Annotated in this window: 19 protein-coding genes; 6 read left to right on the plus strand and 13 right to left on the minus strand. The window is 58.7% G+C overall.

What is annotated here, in order from left to right:
- Positions 1–30: 30 nt before the first annotated feature.
- The 8 genes from flgG to BN1118_RS13790 all read right to left on the minus strand — a co-directional run bounded on the left by flgG (position 31) and on the right by BN1118_RS13790 (position 6,479).
- Positions 31–819 (minus strand): flagellar basal-body rod protein FlgG, encoded by a 789-nt coding sequence (gene flgG / locus BN1118_RS13755; RefSeq protein WP_043137532.1) that lies wholly within the window; start codon positions 817–819, stop codon positions 31–33.
- A 14-nt stretch (positions 820–833) separates the two neighbouring features.
- Positions 834–1,580 carry a flagellar basal-body rod protein FlgF gene (gene flgF, locus BN1118_RS13760; RefSeq protein WP_043556665.1) on the minus strand — a complete coding sequence of 249 codons (747 nt, stop codon included), beginning with the start codon at positions 1,578–1,580 and terminating at the stop codon, positions 834–836.
- A gap of 145 nt (positions 1,581–1,725) precedes the next feature.
- Complete coding sequence (gene flgE, locus BN1118_RS13765) at positions 1,726–3,087, minus strand: flagellar hook protein FlgE (protein ID WP_043137534.1); 1,362 nt, start codon at positions 3,085–3,087, stop codon at positions 1,726–1,728.
- Between the two features lie 10 nt (positions 3,088–3,097).
- Positions 3,098–3,829 carry a flagellar hook assembly protein FlgD gene (locus BN1118_RS13770; protein WP_043137536.1) on the minus strand — a complete coding sequence of 244 codons (732 nt, stop codon included), beginning with the start codon at positions 3,827–3,829 and terminating at the stop codon, positions 3,098–3,100.
- A 15-nt stretch (positions 3,830–3,844) separates the two neighbouring features.
- Positions 3,845–4,264, minus strand: coding sequence for a flagellar basal body rod protein FlgC (gene flgC / locus BN1118_RS13775; protein ID WP_042870559.1), 420 nt, complete (start codon positions 4,262–4,264; stop codon positions 3,845–3,847).
- On the minus strand, positions 4,264–4,662 hold the full coding sequence (gene flgB / locus BN1118_RS13780) for a flagellar basal body rod protein FlgB (protein ID WP_043556666.1): 399 nt from the start codon (positions 4,660–4,662) through the stop codon (positions 4,264–4,266). Before flgB ends, flgC begins: the two co-directional genes overlap by 1 nt.
- 62 nt (positions 4,663–4,724) lie before the next feature.
- Entirely contained in the window at positions 4,725–5,549 is an 825-nt protein-coding gene (locus BN1118_RS13785) for a CheR family methyltransferase (RefSeq protein WP_043556668.1), read from the minus strand.
- Between the two features lie 18 nt (positions 5,550–5,567).
- A complete protein-coding gene (locus BN1118_RS13790) occupies positions 5,568–6,479 on the minus strand; it encodes a chemotaxis protein CheV (RefSeq protein WP_043137541.1) in 912 nt (303 codons plus the stop codon).
- A gap of 222 nt (positions 6,480–6,701) precedes the next feature.
- On the opposite strand from BN1118_RS13790, the gene flgA reads away from it, so the two are divergent.
- From flgA to BN1118_RS13805, 3 genes are all read left to right on the plus strand, one after another.
- Complete coding sequence (gene flgA, locus BN1118_RS13795) at positions 6,702–7,307, plus strand: flagellar basal body P-ring formation chaperone FlgA (protein ID WP_043556829.1); 606 nt, start codon at positions 6,702–6,704, stop codon at positions 7,305–7,307.
- Positions 7,308–7,394: 87 nt separating this feature from the next.
- Positions 7,395–7,715, plus strand: a complete 321-nt coding sequence (gene flgM / locus BN1118_RS13800; RefSeq protein ID WP_043556669.1) for a flagellar biosynthesis anti-sigma factor FlgM — start codon at positions 7,395–7,397, stop codon at positions 7,713–7,715.
- Positions 7,712–8,128: a flagella synthesis protein FlgN gene (locus BN1118_RS13805; protein WP_043556671.1), complete on the plus strand. Its 417-nt coding sequence runs from the start codon at positions 7,712–7,714 to the stop codon at positions 8,126–8,128. Before flgM ends, BN1118_RS13805 begins: the two co-directional genes overlap by 4 nt.
- A 63-nt stretch (positions 8,129–8,191) precedes the next feature.
- Here the strand turns inward: BN1118_RS13805 and yfcE are convergent, their stop codons facing one another.
- Positions 8,192–8,734, minus strand: a complete 543-nt coding sequence (yfcE, locus tag BN1118_RS13810; protein WP_043137546.1) for a phosphodiesterase — start codon at positions 8,732–8,734, stop codon at positions 8,192–8,194.
- Between the two features lie 10 nt (positions 8,735–8,744).
- Complete coding sequence (locus BN1118_RS13815; RefSeq protein WP_043556830.1) at positions 8,745–10,382, minus strand: peptide ABC transporter substrate-binding protein; 1,638 nt, start codon at positions 10,380–10,382, stop codon at positions 8,745–8,747.
- 240 nt (positions 10,383–10,622) lie between these two features.
- Here BN1118_RS13815 and BN1118_RS13820 point away from each other — a divergent pair, with 240 nt between their 5' ends.
- Positions 10,623–11,522 carry a DMT family transporter gene (locus BN1118_RS13820; RefSeq protein WP_043556672.1) on the plus strand — a complete coding sequence of 300 codons (900 nt, stop codon included), beginning with the start codon at positions 10,623–10,625 and terminating at the stop codon, positions 11,520–11,522.
- Positions 11,523–11,660: 138 nt separating this feature from the next.
- Here BN1118_RS13820 and rsuA read toward each other — a convergent pair whose 3' ends face one another.
- On the minus strand, positions 11,661–12,353 hold the full coding sequence (gene rsuA / locus BN1118_RS13825; RefSeq protein ID WP_043137550.1) for a 16S rRNA pseudouridine(516) synthase RsuA: 693 nt from the start codon (positions 12,351–12,353) through the stop codon (positions 11,661–11,663).
- A gap of 173 nt (positions 12,354–12,526) precedes the next feature.
- Here rsuA and BN1118_RS13830 point away from each other — a divergent pair, with 173 nt between their 5' ends.
- Positions 12,527–13,723 (plus strand): HD-GYP domain-containing protein, encoded by a 1,197-nt coding sequence (locus BN1118_RS13830; RefSeq protein ID WP_043556674.1) that lies wholly within the window; start codon positions 12,527–12,529, stop codon positions 13,721–13,723.
- On the opposite strand, the gene BN1118_RS13835 is transcribed toward BN1118_RS13830, so the two are convergent.
- Together BN1118_RS13835 and fsa are read right to left on the minus strand one after the other, a co-directional pair.
- Positions 13,720–13,908, minus strand: coding sequence for a hypothetical protein (locus tag BN1118_RS13835; RefSeq protein ID WP_043556676.1), 189 nt, complete (start codon positions 13,906–13,908; stop codon positions 13,720–13,722). The genes BN1118_RS13830 and BN1118_RS13835 overlap by 4 nt on opposite strands.
- A gap of 109 nt (positions 13,909–14,017) precedes the next feature.
- Positions 14,018–14,668: a fructose-6-phosphate aldolase gene (fsa, locus tag BN1118_RS13840; RefSeq protein WP_043556678.1), complete on the minus strand. Its 651-nt coding sequence runs from the start codon at positions 14,666–14,668 to the stop codon at positions 14,018–14,020.
- A gap of 128 nt (positions 14,669–14,796) precedes the next feature.
- On the opposite strand from fsa, the gene BN1118_RS13845 reads away from it, so the two are divergent.
- Positions 14,797–15,693 (plus strand): glycyl-radical enzyme activating protein, encoded by an 897-nt coding sequence (locus tag BN1118_RS13845; protein WP_043556679.1) that lies wholly within the window; start codon positions 14,797–14,799, stop codon positions 15,691–15,693.
- Positions 15,694–15,695 lie beyond the last annotated feature (2 nt).

Raw genomic sequence — 15,695 nt, forward strand, 5'->3', positions numbered from 1 at the left:
AAAAATGAGATCATGGTGTCCATCACCCGCTTAGGTACGCTGGATCAGGAAGGACATCATGCCGTCCACCGCCGAGAGAACCTTGGAGTTCATCTCGTAGACCCGCTGGGCCTGGATCAGGTTGACCAGCTCTTCGGTCACGTTGACGTTGGACGTTTCCAGCATGCCCTGCTTGATGACGCCGAGCCCGTCCGCACCGGCAGTCCCCTGAATGGGGGCACCACTGGACTGGGTTTCGACAAACATGTTTTCACCCATGGGTTGCAGGCCGGAGGCATTGACGAAGTCAGAGGTGTTGATCTGGCCCACCACCTGGGATGCCCCGTCCCCCTTGAGCTGTACGGATACCTGACCATCCTCTCCCACCGTCACACTCTGGGCGTTTTCGGGGATCTGGATTTCCGGTTGCAGCGGATAGCCGTTGCCCGGGGTGACTATGGTCCCTTCATCATTGAGGGTGAACTGACCGTTGCGGGTATAGGCTGCGCTGCCATCGGGCAACTGGATTTCGAAGTAGCCGCGGCCGCTGATCATCAGATCCAGCGAGTTGTCCGTGGTCTGCACGTTACCCTGGCTGTGGTTTTTCTGGGTGGCAACGACTTTGGCACCGGCCCCCAGCATCAAGCCGGATGGTAGCTCGGTATCCGCCGACGAGCGGCCACCCGGCTGGTTGATATTTTGGTAAAGCAGATCCTCGAAGATGGCCCGTGATTTTTTGAAACCCACGGTGCTGGCGTTCGCCAGGTTGTTCGAGGTGACCGCGATGTTGGTCTGCTGTGCATCCAAGCCGGTCTTGCTGATCCAGAGTGCAGGGTTCATTTAAAACTCCTTGATTAGCTGATACGCAGCAGCTGGGTTTGGGCTTCGTCGTTCTCTTCCGCGGTCTTCATTATTTTGACCTGGGTTTCGAACTGACGTTGCAACCGGATAAGGTTGGTCATCTCATCGACCACGTTGACGTTGCTGCCCTCGAGCGAGCCAGCGATGAGGCCGACATTGGCCGAGGCGGCTTCAGTCTGGCCATCCTTGCGACGAAACAAACCGTCCTGCCCCTTCTCCACCGCATCGGCGGCAGGCTTTACCAGCTTGATACGCTGAAAATCCTCGGGCAGGTTGGCCGCGGCGCCTTCGGGGCGACCGCTGATGGTGCCGTCCCGATTGATCTCGATCTTTTCCATCGGCAACGGCAGCACTATGGGTTGTCCACCATCGTCCACAACATTGAGGCCGGTAGAGGTCTGCAGGTTGCCGGTCGCGCTCAGCTGCAGGTTGCCCATGCGGGTATAGGCTTCGCCACCCTTGGGATCCTGCACCGCGATCCAGCCCTGACCGTCAACGGCCACGTCAAGATCCCGACCCGTGGTCATCAGCATGCCATGCTGCAGATTCTGACCCGGCCGCTCCGTCATGGCGAACACCCGGGAGGGCAACCCTTCGCCGAACGCCTGCATGCTGCGCGCCTGCTCGAAGTCAGACTTGAAACCGACTGTGTTGGCGTTGGCCAGGTTGTTGCCACGCACAGCCAGGCTGTTCATGTTCTCCTTGGCCCCGGACATGGCGATATAAAGCAGGTGATCCATGGGATCCTCCGTCAAACTGATGACTCTGGAGAGAGAACTGCAATTTGAGTGCCAATACCGGTTCAGTAATGCAAGGAAAGAGATAAAACAGGCGGGAAATGCCGAGAAAAAGGGCGCCGAGGCGCCCTTTTCATCATGGTGTGAATTAACGGATCTGCAGTATGGTCTGCTGCAGCGAGCTGTTTACTTCCAGCGAACGGGAGTTGGCCTGGAAGTTGCGCTGCGCCGTGATCAGGTTCACCAGCTGGGTGGTCAAGTCCACGTTGGATTGCTCCAGCGAGGAGGACTTGATGCTGCCAAAGGTGCCCGAATTGGGGGTACCCGGCAAAGCATCGCCGGATAGCAGGGACTGACGCCAGGAGGTATCACCCACCTGAGTCAGCCCTTGCGAGTTGGCGAACTTGGCCATGGCCACCATGGCTACCTTCAGGGTGGTGGCGTTGCTGTAGGTGGCGGAGACGATGCCATCGGCGGTGATCTCGACCTTGGTCAGACGGCCAACGGTGGAACCATCCTGAGTCAGCTTGTTCACCTCAAACGGGGAGGAGAACTGGGTCACGTTGGTGAGCTTGAGCTCCACCTGCTGGGTACCGTCGGCGCCATTGGTGATGATGCCGGCCCCCGGTGTCCCCAGTGCTATGGTCTTGATGGTGGCCGGCGTAGTCGGTGTGATCATCTTGCCATCGGCATCGAAGGTGACGCGGGCAGCCAGTGGGGGGACTGCAGTAACACTCCCTGACATCGTAGTAGCGACACCTCCAGCCACATCGATAGGTTTGTCACCCTCGTACATGTACATGCGCCAGGCGGTCGGGCTCGCAGGCTGGGTCACGTTCGCCGGGTCAGCCTCCTTGACAAAATATTGAGTAATGACATGGGGTGAACCCAACGAGTCATAGATGGTGACCGAGGTCGACGCAGAATAACTCTTGTCATCGGTCGGATCGAAGATGGAGGCATCTGCAGCCGCATTCCCGGCGGCCAGCGGCTTGGCGTCTGACGGGAAGTTGAAGCTTGCTTCAATTGTGCTGGTCTTGGTCGGTTCACCAGCTTTGTCGGGGATCTGGATAGGCTTGGTAGCGTTGATGCTCACCGCCTTCGGCGTGCCATCCACGTTAACCTCATACCCCTGCAGGTAATGGCCCTGGTTGTTGACCATATAGCTGTTTTCATTGAGCTTGAAGGCCCCGGCCCGGGTATAGGTGCGATCCAGATTGGTCAGACCGTCCGAGGTCACGAAGAAACCGTTGCCCTGAATGGCAAGGTCCAGCGAGTTGTTGGTGAACTGCAGCGCCCCCTGATGGAACTGCTGCGCAACGGCCCCCGTGGCCACACCATTACCGACTTGCGTCTTGGCATTGACGAAGATCGAGTTCGCATACACATCGGCAAATTCGGCTCGCGACTCCTTGAAGCCGATCGAGTTGACGTTGGCAATGTTGTTGGCGGTGACGTTCAGATCTTTTTGTGCCGCGTTGACACCGCTCAAGGCATTGTTAAATGACATATCCAGCTCCTTAGATCGATGCTGTAGGCTTGGTCGTTGGTGGTGTGGTCTGGTTGGAATTGGTACCGGCAATCTCCAGGATATCCCCCAGAGAAATGGCCCCGAGTCCTTTCAATTTAACCAGGGTGGGAGAGGTGCCATTACCCAGGGTGACGCTTTCTACTCGCCCATAGGTCAAGGCCGAAATGCTCTCTGATTTGCCGGCCACTGTGCCGGTCGCTTTAATCTGGTACTTGCCCTCTTTGACGGGCTTGCCGTCCTTGTCGGTCCCATCCCAGCTGAAGGCCACGTTACCCTGATGTTCTCCATCAAGGGAGAAGGTCTTGACAACCTGCCCTTTTGCATCTTCCACCGTGATTTTCACGTTCGACATTGTTTTGTCGCCGACGGCAGCCACTCCGGAGATCTTGCCATCTTTTTCCAGATAGCCGGTGTTGGAGGGGATCAGTACGTTCTGCCCCACCAGAGCGGAAGCCTGCAGCGCCTGGCTGGAGGTCATCAAGGTATTCAGATTGCCCATCTGGGTCGACAGACTCGTGATCCCTTCCGAGGTCGACATGGATGTCATCTGGGACAGCATCTGGGCGTTGTCCACCGGCTTGAACGGATCCTGATAAGAGAGCTGCATGGTCAGCAGCTTCAGAAACGACGCCTGATCCAGCTCTTTCTTGGGCGTCGTCGTGCCAGTGGTCTGGGATGTGGTACGGCTGATGCCGTTCACATTATTGGTTGTATCTACCATCTGTGCTTACCCCTATCAGGACTTGCCAAGCTGAAGCGTCTGCTGCAGCATCTTCTTGGCAGAATCGGCAACCTGCACATTGGTCTGATAACTGCGTGAGGCGTTGATCATGTCTGCCATCTCCTCCACCATGTTGACGTTGGGCTTGAAAATAAAGCCATCCTTGTCAGCCATGGGGTGGCCCGGGTTGTACTCCTTGAGCAAGGGGGCCTCACTCTCGACAATCCCCTTCACCTCGACCCCGACGGATGCCTGCTTGTCTGACATGGCCTGATCCAGCTGAGCGGCAAAGATTGGCCGCCTGGCATGGTAAGTATTTTCCACACTGGAACTGACGCTGTCGGCGTTGGCCATGTTGCTGGCCACCGTGTTGAGTCGAACAGACTGTGCACTCATGGCCGAGCCTGCAATGTCAAAGACCTTGAACAAACTCATTACTGTTCTCCTTTCAGCGCCTTCAGCAGGCCACTGATCTTGCTATTCATAAATTCGAGGGAGGTCTGGTACTCAAGGCTGTTTCGCAAGAACTCGCTGCGCTCCTGCTGCACGTCTACCGTGTTGCCATCACCGGTGTCGGGCTGCAGAGGATTGCGGTACTGCGTCAGGCCAGGGGCATCCGACTGCAAGGCAAAGTGCTTCTCACTGGTCGTCGACAGACCGAACCCCTGCTGATGCTGGGCCTCTTCCAGTGCCTGTGAGAAGTTGATATCCCTGGCTTTGAAACCTGGGGTATCCGCGTTGGCAATGTTGCTGGACAACACCTCTGCACGCTTGGAGCGAACGCTCAGCGCGTATTGATGAATACCAAATGCCTTGTCGAATGAAATTGCCATAGCACACCTCCTGCTTGATAAATTATTAGCAAGAGGTGTGCCAAAGGGGATTTAGGCGGGGATTATTTGACTTTGTAGACGATGCCGGGATTGCAGCGGACCATTTCGAACCTGTCGGTCAGACCAGCCAGTGACTCGGAAGCCCCCAGCATCAGATAACCGCCGGGATTGAGACTGGCTGCGAACTGGTTGAGGATCTTGGACTTCACTTCCGGCGCAAAATAGATGAGTACGTTGCGGCAGAAGATGATGTCGAACTTGCCGAGCAGGCTGTAGCTCTCCAGCAGGTTCAGCGGCCGGAAGGTGGTCAATTTTCTGACACGCTCCACCACCCGCATCTTGTTGTCACCATAAGGTTCGAAAAATAGTTTCTTGCGCTCGGGCGACAGACCGCGGGCCAGCGCCAGACTGTCGTACACCCCTTCCTTGCACTGGTTGAGCATGGTGCTGGAAATGTCCGTGCCCACGATCTGCACGCCACCGGGCAAGGTGCCTGGCTTCTTGACCTGCTGCTCCAGCGCCGTCATGGCGATGGAATAGGGTTCCTGGCCGGACGAGGACGCTGCCGACCAGATCTTGATCGGGCGGCCGCTCTTGCCAAGTTCAGGAAAGATCTTGTCCGTCAGCAACTGGAATGGATAGGTATCCCGAAACCACAGGGTTTCGTTGGTGGTCATGGCATCAACCACTGCCATTTTCAGGTCACGCTCACGCACACTCATCGCTCGCGTAACCAGATCAGACAGACTCTCAATACCAAACTGAGTCATCAAGGGCGAAAGCCGACTCTTGACCAGATACTGTTTGTTGTCACCCAGCACGATCCCGCTCTGTACTGCCAGAAAGTTGCTGAATTGTTTGTATAAGTCGTCCGAAAGTGTCTTCATGCAGTTTGTTCTTCTTGATTAGAGTGCGCCTTGTACGGCCTTGGCCAATTCATCCGGCTGGAATTTGGCAATGAAATTGTTCGCACCGACTTTCTGCACCATGGCCTGATTGAACACCCCACTGAGGGATGTGTGCAGAATAACATGTAAGTCCTTGAGATTGGGATTGTTGCGGATCTCGGCGGTAAAAGTATAACCGTCCATTTCCGGCATCTCGATGTCCGAGATCACCAAGGCAATCTGATCCTTGATGGGGCCATTCTTGGCCATCTCCAGCAACATATTGAGCGCCTCACGCCCATCCTTGGCAAGCACGCACTGCACGCCGATAGCCTCAAGGGCCCGTTGTACCTGCTTGCGAGCCACGGAAGAGTCATCCGCCACCAGCACGGGACGTCCCAGAGTCGGGTGATCCACGCTGGCTTCCACCAGCTCTTTGCTAACCTCGGTCGATACCGGCGAGATCTCGTTGAGGATGCGTTCAACGTCCAGGATCTCCACCAGCTCGCCATCCACCTCGGTGACCGCCGTCATGTAGTTGATGCGACCAGCCCCCTTGGGGGGTGGCAGAATGGATTCCCAATTCATGTTGATGATGCGCTCGACCGAATGCACCAAGAAGCCCTGGATGGAACGGTTGTACTCGGAGATGATGATGAAGCACTTGGTCAGGTCCTCGATAGGACGCTTGCCCATCGCCATGCTGAGATCGATCACCGAGATGGTCTGGCCGCGGATATGGGCAACCCCGCGAATGCAGGAGTTCAGCTTGGGCATGACTGTCAAGGGGGGACATTGCAACACTTCACGCACTTTGAATACGTTGATGCCAAATCTTTGACGTCCATTGAGACGAAACAACAATAACTCCAACCGGTTTTGTCCCACCAGCTGGGTACGTTGGTTGACCGAGTCCAGAATACTGGCCATAAACACTCCCTAAAAACGCTTGGCACTAATCATGCATGCGTGTTGGCTTGCGTCAGACTATCGATGTCACTACAAACGAATTCTGAAGCAAGCATAGTTAAATATGGTGATATGCGTGAACAACTTATCGGCCTGCGAGCGAAAATGATTAGTAGACTTTTCCTCACCTTACTGCTGTTTTGCGGCATTTCTCACGCCACGGCATCCGAGGTGACCAGCTATCTGCAAGAAATGGCACAAGAGTTTGTGCTCGGCCAGCTCGATATTCCGCTCGATGCCCAGGCACAGGTACAAGCCGCCTCCATCGAGGAACGCCTGCCCCTGACCCGCTGCGAAGAGCATCTCACCATCAGTTTCCCCGCCAGGATGGAGGTGCGTCGCAACACTACCGTCTACCTCAAATGCGAGGAGGATAAACCCTGGGATCTCTATCTGCCGGTTCGGGTCAGCATACAGAAGCCCTATGTGACCGTTTCGGCGCCGGTGGCCAAGGGCGACATTCTCAGCGAAGGCATGCTGACGCTGGCCTATCAGGATCAGACGCTGATCCGTGGTGACTATCTCAGCGACCCGGCTCCCCTCATAGGCGTGCGCAGCAAGCGGGAGCTCAAACCGGGTCAGCCCATACGGCTCACCCAGGTCTGCGTGGTGTGCAAAGGCGATCAGGTCACACTCAGTGCAGAAAATAGCAGCATGCAAATCAAAACCATGGCCCGAGCCTTGCAAGATGGCAGCTTCGGAGACATGATCAGACTCGTCAATATTCGTTCAGGAAAAACGGTGCAGGGAAAAGTCAGCGCAGTCGGCGCCGTGGTGGTCACCTTCTGAATGTTTTAGGTTACTTTTTTCTAAAGTTCTGACGACCGTCACCGATAAACAGGTAAGCGAACAGCAAAGCAGACGAAGGTAAACACTATGGCTATCAACAATATCAACAACCTAGCGAACAATCGGTTGCAAAACACCGGTAGCAGCCAGGGTGCCAATACCAAACCAGCGACCTCGTCCCCCGACAACCGTGCGGCGACCGTCAAGACCGACTCCGTCTCCTTGACCAATGAGGCGCAGCAATTGCAACAGATGCAGAAAAACCTCAACTCAGCCTCTACCGGTAATGAAAGCCGGGTCGAGAGCTTGAAGAAAGCCGTGGCCAATGGTGAATATCAGATCAACAGCGAGGCTGTGGCCAAGAAGATGTTCAGCTTTGAATCCAATCTGGACAAGCTGCTGGGATGATGGATTTACCTTCGCTGCTGCATACCCAAGACGAATACCTCTCCCAGATGCAAGGTTTGCTGGAGGAGGAATTCAACCTGCTCAGGCAGCACCAGGCACTGGCGCTGCCTGAGCTGACAGAGCGCAAGCAGAAACTGCTTGCCGATATTGAAGTGCTGGATCAGACCCTGGCCCAGCTGCCCGAGCTGCAACAACAGCTGAATGCCTTTCCCGAGCAGATGCATCTTCTGCGTGAAAAACTCGATGCCTGCCAGGAACAAAATGATCTCAATGGTCGCCTGCTCGAGCTCAGCATCGTCTCCAACCGCCGCCTGGCCAGCTTCCTCAGCAAGTTGCGCGATCGCAACTCCTTGACCTATGACGCCAAGGGCAATACCCGCTCCGGTACCCGCTCATTCGGCATCAAGGCCTGACCTCTCCCTTCCCGTTTTCAGTTTCCCCTCACAGCCATCCCTGATCCGCGCCTTCGTCACACCTTACAAGGTCAGACGCAGCAAGGCCTCGCTATCTGCACAGGCATGGATGCTCAATACCCCGTCTTCATAGCGGCCATAGGTTGCCGCCAGCTCTCCCCGTGGAAAACAGATGGATCCCGGATTCATCAGCACCAGCTCCCCTTCCCGCTGCAACACGGGCATATGGGTATGGCCGCTGATGAACAGACTGCCTGCCGGCAGCGGCACCGTTTCCGGGCGATAGAGATGACCATGGCTGACAAACCAGCGCCGGCCATCCACCAGCAACTGGTTGTAGGGGGCCATCATGGGAAAATCCAGCAGCATCTGATCCACTTCCGAGTCGCAATTGCCACGCACCGCCATGATGTGCGGCGCCAGCTGATTGAGCCGCTCGGCCACGGCGGCGGGGGCATAACCCGGCGGGACCGGGTTGCGCGGGCCGTGGTTGAGCACGTCGCCGAGCAACAGGTAGTGATCCGGCTGCCAGGCGGCAAGCTGGTCAAGTACCTGCTCCAGGGCACTCAGGCTGCCGTGCAGGTCCGAAATAATGGCAATCTTCATCACACGCTCCTCACGGCTGGCTGAAATAGAGATCCTTGGTGGCGATCGCCCCCTTGAGATTCTGAACGGGCAGGCCACGCAGGGTGGGATCCACCAACCGCATCTGGTTGTAGTGATAGACGGGAATGGCGGGCATCTCGTCCATCAGCAACTGCTCGGCCTGACGGTAGAGCCCGGTCCTGACGTTACCATCCAGGGTCTCCGAGGCCTGTTGCAACAGACTGTCAAAGGCCGGATTGCAGTAGCCGCTCTCGTTCTGGGGATCCTGGCAACGGAAGCTGTTGAGCATGGACGAGGGTTCCACGTAATCCCCGAACAGGAAGGAGCGGGCCAGCATGAAATCCCCGCTGTCTTTGGCCACCTGATAGGCGTTCCACTCCATGTTGTTGAGCGCCACCTCCACCCCCAGCGGCTTCCACATGGCAGCCACCGCCAGTGCCAGCTTCTTGTGATTCTCCGAGGTGTTGTAGGTCAGTGTCAGCTTGAGGGGATGCGCGCTGTTGTAACCAGCCTGTGCCAGCAGCGCGCTCGCTCTGGCCAGCCGGGTCGGCTGATCCTGCAAGGCCAGCGGCGAGCTAAGCGCCTCATAGCCAGGCATGCCTGGCAACAGTGACCAGGCGGCTTGTTCGCCCTGGCCGCTGACCTTCTCGGTCAGCAAATGGCGGTCTATGGTCATGGCCAGCGCCTGGCGCACCCGCACATCCTGCAGCTCGGGGCGACGCAGGTTGAAGGTATAGAGATAGGTGCCGAGCAGCGGCAGGCCCCAGATCCGCTCGGGGGTCGCCTCCCTGGTCTTCTGGTAATACTCCAGCGCCACCTTGTTGGTGAGCTGGATCTCGCCCGCCTCGTAACGCAGCCGCTCGGCGTGCTGGGAGGCAAGCGGCAGATAGGTGACCCGCTGGATCCGGGTGTGGGCATCGTCCCAATACTGGACGTTGCGCTCCGCCTCGATGCGCTCGTTGGGCACCCAGTTCACCAGCTTGTAGGCGCCATTGCTGACCAGCTTGCCTGGCTGGGTCCACTGCTTGCCAAACTGGTTGATGGCCTTCTCGTTGACCGGCACGAAGGGACGCTGGCTTATCAGCTGCAGGAAATAGGGCACAGGCCGCTCCAGGGTCACTTTCAGGATCTGCTCGCTCTCGGCCTCCACCCCCAGGGTATTGAGATCCAGCGCCCCTGCGTAGATGGACTGGGCATTGTTGATACCGGTCGCCAGCAGCAGCCCGGCGGAAGGTGAGCCCTGCGCCGGATCCAGCAGTCGCCGCCAGGCATAGACAAAGTCCTGCGCGCCGAGCGGCTCGCCGTTGGACCACTTGAGCTGCGGGCGCAGGAAGAAGCGCCACACCAGCCCGTCTTCGCTGGTCTCCCAGCGCTGGGCCTGAGCCGGCACTATCTTGCCCTGACCATCTTCGCTCACCAGCCCCTCGAACAAGTCCACCAGCACTACCTCGCCCGGAAAACCGGAGCGGATCTGGGCCGGATCGAGGGATTCCGGCTCGGCGCCGTTGCCCTTGACCAGGGTCTGACGATCCGACAACGCGGGCTCCTGGGACACAGTGGTGGCCTGCACTGCAGGGGCCATCAACAGACCCAGCAGCAAGGGAGAGAGCCAGCGACGGGCTGGCCGGGAAGCGGGGCACAAAACCATGACATAAACCTCGTTCAATTCACTTTATTTCAAGAAGGGGGAAGGCCGGCAGCGCGCCTGAATACGAATGCATGATGCTGCGCTTGTTATCCCCGAAGACGCCCCGTATTGTATCGGGCTTGCTCAAGAGATGGAGTCTTTCGGGCTATTTTTTTCTGTAGTTTTTTATGAAGTGCGAATGGCTGTCGCCGGTAACGGCCTGATGCGTCTTTCGATTTAGCTACATTTTCAGGAGTTGTTATGGGGTATGAGTGGCTGGCGCTGGCGGCGGCCAGTTTGTGGGCAGTGGCGGCCCTGATCTCCGTCAAACCGGCCCGTCACCTGGGGGCGTTTGCCTACAGTCGCTGGCGCATGTTTCTGGTCAGCCTGATGCTGGGCTCCGTCAGCCTAGCCACCGGCGGCTGGCAATCTCTCACCGAGAGCGCCCTGCCCCTGCTGGCATTGTCGGGCCTTATCGGCATCTTCGTCGGCGATACCGCCCTGTTTGCCTGCATGAACCGGCTGGGCCCCAGGCGCAGCGGCCTGCTGTTCTCCTGCCATGCCCTCTTCTCCGCCCTGCTCGGCCTCTGGTTGTTTGGCGAGCAGCTCGGTGGCTGGCGACTGGTGGGGGCCTTGCTGGTGTTTGCCGGCGTCATGCTCGCCATTTTGTTCGGCCGGCGTGGCGACAATCAGCACAACGAGTGGGAACAGGTGCGCGGGCATCTCGCCATCGGCATAGGTCTGGGTCTGACGGCCGCCTTCTGCCAGAGTCTGGGCGCCATCATCGCCAAGCCCGTGATGATGAGCGGCAGCGTGGATGCGGTGAGCGCCTCCGGCATCCGCATGGGCAGCGCCCTGTTGGCCCACTGCACCTTGCGGGCGCTGCGGGTACCGCTGTCACTGCCGCACAACCCCATCAACCGTCAGGTACTGGGGATGATTGGCATCAACGGCTTCCTGGCGATGGCCATGGGGATGACGCTGATCCTGGTCGCCTTGCGTCAGGGAGAAGTCGGCATGGTGGCGATCCTCTCCTCCACCACCCCTGTCATTCTGCTGCCCCTGCTGTGGTGGCACTCGGGCCAGCGCCCTTCGCTGGCGGCCTGGGCGGGCGCCCTGCTGGCCACCCTGGGGACGACCATGGTGCTGGGAGCCGGGTAAGACGGCTCGACGTCAACGCTGGGGTTGAACACTCTCGTCCGAATAGGCTTGGCCAATCGAACCTGCGACCAAGTTTTGCCCATGGGTTTGATTAACCCCATGGCGCCCTAATCGACTATTGATGGCCGGGTCGGGTGACTAGAACTGGGCAATTTCCTCGGCCGTCAGCTCGCGGTATTCGCCCGGTGCCAGCGCATCATCCAGCACCAGTGTACCGATCTGCTCCCGATGCAGCCCCACCACCTTGTTGCCGATGGAGGCAAACATCCGCTTCACCTGATGATACTTGCCTTCATGGATGGTGAGGCGTGCCTCGCACTCACCCAGAATTTCCAGCTGGGCGGGACGGGTCTTCTCGGATTCGTTGCGCAGGAAGACACCATCGGCAAACAAGGAGATGGCATCCTGGTGCACGGGGTCTGCCAGCCAGACGTGATAGGTCTTGGCACACTCATGGCGCGGCGAGGTGATGCGGTGGGACCACTTGCCATCGTCGGTGACCAGCACCAGACCCGTGGTGTCGAGATCCAGTCGGCCAACCACGTGCAGCTTGCCCATGGCGGGCTCATCCATCAGGAAGAAGACGGTCGGGTGATCCGGGTCTTCGTTGGAGCAGACGTACCCTTCCGGTTTGTGCAGCATGAAGTAGCGATTGCGCTGATCCAGCGTCAGCGTGACGCCGTCAAATTCGACCTGGCTCTGCTCGTTGATGTGGAAAGCGGGTTGTTTGACCACTATGCCGTCCACCGTGACCTCTCCCTGCCGGATCAGCTTGCCCGCCAGGGACCGGGTCAAATCGGAACAATCGCAAAGAAATTTATCGAGCCGCATGCACAACCTCAGAGTCCATCAATAAAGGGGCGCCATTATATAGGCCGAGGCCAACAACTCCAGCACTAAGCGGTGGCGATGCAGACCATGTCGTCATGACGAAGCCCGGCGCGGGTGTTAGACTGCCTGCAGAGGGCCTAACGTTACGCATAATAATAAAGTCAGGAAGCCGTATGAAGTCGCACACTCCTCATCCCGTCATTCCCGTCAACCAGCTGCAAGCCGGCATGTATGTGATCGCCATCATCAGCCAGACAGGCGGCATGGAGATTGCCCAGATGGGGCTGGTGACCACCCGTCAGCAGATCGATGATCTGGTCCGGCGCGGTGTGCTCACGGTGCGCGTGGATCTCGCCCGCAGCAAGCTGGCCGGCATAGAGCAGATCATCTCCCCCGACCCGGCAGCCTTGTCCGCGTCGTCCCAACGCCCGGCAGGCAGTGCCAACGGCGAGGGCCGTGAACTCAAGATCCGCCGTCTCTATCAGGAAGCCCGCGAGCTGCAGGGCAAGTTCATCCGTCAGCTCAAGGCGGGTGAGCCCATCGACATCACGCCGCTGGCGGCGGTGGCCGAAGAGATGGTGGACACCATGTTCACCCACGGCGATGCCATGCTCTGCCTGGCCCGGATCCGCGCCAAGGATGCCTACCTGATGGAGCACTCCATGAACGTGGCCATACTGCTCGCCAACTTCGGCCGCTATCTGGACCTGGATCGCTGCGTGCTCAAGGAGCTGACGCTGGGGGGCCTGCTGCACGATGTGGGCAAGATCATGACCCCGGACGAGGTGCTCAACAAACCGGGCAAGCTGACCGATGCAGAGTTCACCGTGATGCGCCAGCATGTGGTGCACAGTTACGACATCCTCAGCCATACCCCCGGTATCACGGCCACCATGCTGGAAGTCGCCGCCAATCACCACGAGCGGCTCGATGGCACGGGTTACCCCCGCCACCTCAAGGGAGATCAGCTCTCCCTCCATACCCGCATGAGCGGCATTGTCGACGTCTACGACGCCGTGACGGCGGATCGGGTCTACAAACAGGGAATGCAGCCGACCCAGGCATTCCGGATCCTGCTCAAGGGGGCCGACCACCATTTCGATCGGGGGCTGGTGACCAAGTTCATCAAGTGCATGGGGGTCTATCCGGTGGGAACTCTGGTTCAACTCTCCAACCAGCGGCTGGCCATCGTCATGCAGCGCAATCCTCATGAGCCGCTCAAGCCGGTGGTGAAGGTGATCTATCACGCCACCCAGCGCCACTACCTCGAGGTGCAGTGGCTGGATCTGGCGAAGTCGGGAGTTCAGGAGAGCATAGAAAGCACGGTCGATCCCAAGGAGTTCGGCATCAGCCTCGCCAACTTCGTCTAGTTGGTTCCCCCCTCCCGGGGCCGCTCGACACAATGCTGGATGAGAAACTCCTCATCCAGCGGTGACAGGTCAAAGCGGATGCAGGCCTCTTCGATGGCCCGGATGTCGTGTTGATGGTGCTCGCTGAGCCAGCGCACGGCGCGGCGCAGATCTTCACCATGGGGCAGCAGGGTATGGTCGCTCATGAGGCACCTCCGGTAAGCCATCGACATCAGCCCGTCACACCGGGTTGTCTCTTATAGCTTAGTCCGCCCGCCACCCCTCCTCTAGGCTCCCTCAATCCGACCGCTGACCTCAGGCAAAGGCCCGCTGCCAATCCTGATCAAACTTCGCCAATGCCGCATCCACCGCGGGTACCTTCAGCAACTGCTCGGCCACGTCGAGCGGCAGCGTGATGGATTGGCAACCAGCCAGCAGGCAGTCAAGCGCCTGGCGCGGGGTACGGAAGGAGGCCGCCAGCACCTTGCTGTTCGGCGCGTGCAGCTCAAGCAGCTGTTGCAATTCCTGCACCGTGGCTATGCCATCGCCACCCTGGGCATCCAGCCGGTTGACATAAGGGGCGACATATTCAGCGCCAGCCACAGCCGCCAGCCAGCCTTGCAGCGGGGTATAGACAGCCGTGCCCAGGGTCGGCACGCCATTGGCGGTCAGGCTCTTGATCGCCGCCAGCCCCTCTTCACATACCGGGATCTTGATCACCAGATCCGGGTCCAGCTCACGCAGGGCGAACGCCTCGCGCACCATCTCGGTTTCGGTTTTGGCCATCACCTGGGCAAACAAGCGAGCCTTGGGGCCCAGCACGTCGCGCAGGGCGGGCAGCAGCGCCTTGAGCGGCAATCCCCCGGCGGCAGTAATGGAAGGATTGGTGGTCACACCGGCCAACGGCAGGATCCGTGACCAGCGACGCACTGCCGCCACATCGGCGGTATCGAGATACAGCTCCATCTCTAACTCCTTAACGGGATGTTCAATATGTCGCCATTCTAGCGACAAAACATCTGCGAATTGCTTGATCGAAATCAAATCAACTTTCGAATGAAAGCAAATAGAATGAAAAAACAAAAGGAGGCGGTATGATTTTCGACCTGCAACGATATTCAACTCACGATGGCCCCGGCATTCGCACCCTGGTGTTTCTCAAGGGGTGCTCGCTGGCCTGTCTGTGGTGTCAAAACCCGGAAAGCCGCTCTCCCAAGCCGGACATACTACTCGACCGGCGCCAATGCATCGAGGGATGCCGGCTCTGCAGCCAGACCTGTCCGGCAATCTTGCGTGACAGCGAGGGGATCCAGCTCACCCGTTCAGCCCTCAAGGCCGAAGATATGGAACGGCTGCGCGGCCTCTGCCCGAGCGAAGCGCTGCAGGTGTGCGGCCGGGATGAAACCCTGGACACCCTGATGGACACCATACTGCGGGATCGCCCCTTCTTCGAGCGCAGCGGCGGTGGCGTCACCCTCTCCGGTGGCGAGCCTTTTATGCAGCCTGACTTTGCCGCCGCCCTGCTGGCCCGCTGCAAGGCACAAGGGCTGCACACTGCGGTCGAGAGCTGCCTGCATGTGCCCTGGCACCAGATTGAGCCAAGCCTCCCCTCGCTGGACCTGGTGCTGGCGGATCTCAAACACGTGGATAAAGAACGTTTCCTCCACTGGACCCGCGGCAAGGTGGAGCTGCCCATCGCGAACCTCAAACGCCTCGCCGAGCACGGCGTGCCGATGCAGATCCGGGTGCCGCTCATTCCCGGCTTCAATGCCGACCGCGAATCGATCGAAGCCATCACCGACACCGCCGCCAGCCTCGGCACTGTGCAAGAGATCCACTTCCTCCCCTACCACACCTTGGGGATGGGCAAATATGCCCTGCTGGATCTGCCCTATCAGGCGCCGGACACACAGCTCGACGACCCAGATTTACTCCGCTTTGCCCACGCATACGCCCAACGTCAGGGGCTGACCCCTGTGACCAGAGGATAAGA

It is taken from the genome of Aeromonas bestiarum (assembly GCF_000819745.1).
GTDB classification, from domain to species: domain Bacteria; phylum Pseudomonadota; class Gammaproteobacteria; order Enterobacterales; family Aeromonadaceae; genus Aeromonas; species Aeromonas bestiarum.